This window comes from Alloalcanivorax marinus (assembly GCF_016785095.1).
Taxonomy (GTDB): Bacteria; Pseudomonadota; Gammaproteobacteria; order Pseudomonadales; family Alcanivoracaceae; genus Alloalcanivorax; species Alloalcanivorax marinus_A.
In genome coordinates this window covers 1-1661 of the sequence record NZ_JAEKJB010000005.1, presented here as the reverse complement: position 1 = coordinate 1661, position 1661 = coordinate 1, and the positions used below count along the sequence as shown (strand labels likewise).

At 55.6% G+C, this 1661-nt stretch carries 1 rRNA gene; it reads left to right on the top strand.

Going from position 1 to position 1661, the window contains the following annotated elements:
- Positions 1-71: 71 nt before the first annotated feature.
- Positions 72-1612, top strand: a 16S ribosomal RNA gene (locus JF515_RS05670).
- The last annotated feature ends 49 nt before the right edge of the window (positions 1613-1661 follow it).

The following is a 1661-nucleotide window of genomic DNA, read 5'->3' as shown; positions in this document are numbered from 1 at the left end:
CAAGTCAACCTAGTTGAATTTGTTTCGAGCTGAGCATGCTTTAAGTGCGAAGGCACTTTAAAGACTTAATCGAACTGAAGAGTTTGATCATGGCTCAGATTGAACGCTGGCGGCAGGCCTAACACATGCAAGTCGAGCGGTAACAGGGGTAGCTTGCTACCCGCTGACGAGCGGCGGACGGGTGAGTAACGCGTGAGAATCTGCCCATTAGTGGGGGATAACCCGGGGAAACTCGGGCTAATACCGCATACGTCCTACGGGACAAAGCAGGGGACCTTTTGGCCTTGCGCTGATGGATGAGCTCGCGTCGGATTAGCTTGTTGGTGAGGTAAAGGCTCACCAAGGCGACGATCCGTAGCTGGTCTGAGAGGATGATCAGCCACACCGGGACTGAGACACGGCCCGGACTCCTACGGGAGGCAGCAGTGGGGAATCTTGGACAATGGGGGCAACCCTGATCCAGCCATGCCGCGTGTGTGAAGAAGGCCTTCGGGTTGTAAAGCACTTTCAGTAGGGAGGAAGGCTTTCGGTTAATACCCGGGAGTACTTGACGTTACCTACAGAAGAAGCACCGGCTAATTTCGTGCCAGCAGCCGCGGTAATACGAAAGGTGCAAGCGTTAATCGGAATTACTGGGCGTAAAGCGCGCGTAGGCGGTGTGTTAAGTCGGATGTGAAAGCCCAGGGCTCAACCTTGGAATTGCATCCGATACTGGCACGCTAGAGTGCAGTAGAGGGAGGTGGAATTTCCGGTGTAGCGGTGAAATGCGTAGAGATCGGAAGGAACACCAGTGGCGAAGGCGGCCTCCTGGACTGACACTGACGCTGAGGTGCGAAAGCGTGGGGAGCAAACAGGATTAGATACCCTGGTAGTCCACGCCGTAAACGATGTCTACTAGCCGTCGGGGTCCTTAGTGACTTTGGTGGCGCAGCTAACGCGATAAGTAGACCGCCTGGGGAGTACGGCCGCAAGGTTAAAACTCAAATGAATTGACGGGGGCCCGCACAAGCGGTGGAGCATGTGGTTTAATTCGATGCAACGCGAAGAACCTTACCAGGTCTTGACATCCTCGGAATTTGGCAGAGATGCCTTAGTGCCTTCGGGAGCCGAGTGACAGGTGCTGCATGGCCGTCGTCAGCTCGTGTCGTGAGATGTTGGGTTAAGTCCCGTAACGAGCGCAACCCTTGTCCTTAGTTGCCAGCACTTCGGGTGGGAACTCTAGGGAGACTGCCGGTGACAAACCGGAGGAAGGTGGGGACGACGTCAGGTCATCATGGCCCTTACGACCTGGGCTACACACGTGCTACAATGGCTGGTACAGAGGGTTGCTAAGTCGCGAGGCGGAGCCAATCCCTTAAAGCCAGTCGTAGTCCGGATCGGAGTCTGCAACTCGACTCCGTGAAGTCGGAATCGCTAGTAATCGCGGATCAGAATGCCGCGGTGAATACGTTCCCGGGCCTTGTACACACCGCCCGTCACACCATGGGAGTGGATTGCACCAGAAGTGGCTAGTTTAACCTTCGGGAGAACGGTCACCACGGTGTGGTTCATGACTGGGGTGAAGTCGTAACAAGGTAGCCGTAGGGGAACCTGCGGCTGGATCACCTCCTTAACGACCTAGACCCTACCCGAACAGGGACCCACACGTTTGCTTGTCTGAA